Below are 514 nucleotides of genomic sequence, written 5' to 3'. Positions count from 1 at the left end.
GGAGACCTTTGTGTCAAAATCATCCATGTTCAAGAAGACTCTCGCAGGACTCTTACTGACGACGTCGGCCGTTGCTAACGCAAGCCAGTACGATATGAGCCGCCACTCAGAGTTTTCTTACACGCCTGATTGTATGTCAGGTTACTGCGAAACAACCAATCTGTACACCTTCGAATCTCAAAATCGCAGTCTTGCTTTTGAACAGAATAACGATGATTCTTTAAATCTTGACGCAGGCCTTCAGCCTAGACACCTTATCGTTCCTCAAGATAAGGACTGGGATTACCTAATGGGCCAGACGTACACCATTCTTGGCCTGAGTGTGGCTACTGTTGGTTTGATGACGTTTCTTCCTGAAAGCATTACTAAGTGGGACGAAGAAGACCGCGACATGAGCAAGCTGGGTAGCAAATGGAAAGATAACGTTTCTGATGGCCCGGTATGGGACCGTGACGAACACTTCCTAAACTACATCATGCACCCATACTTTGGCGGTGTTTACTACACAGCGGCA

At 47.1% G+C, this 514-nt stretch carries 1 protein-coding gene; it reads left to right on the top strand.

Annotated features, from left to right (window positions below; genetic code table 11):
* Positions 1-25: 25 nt before the first annotated feature.
* Positions 26-514: DUF3943 domain-containing protein (locus R7P74_RS29500; protein ID WP_318124307.1), on the top strand; the 489-nt coding region annotated here is incomplete at its 3' end.

It is taken from the genome of Vibrio sp. 2033, assembly GCF_033339735.1.
The sequence above is the reverse complement of the archived record's forward strand: the minus strand, read 5'-3'. Positions and strand labels throughout refer to the sequence as shown.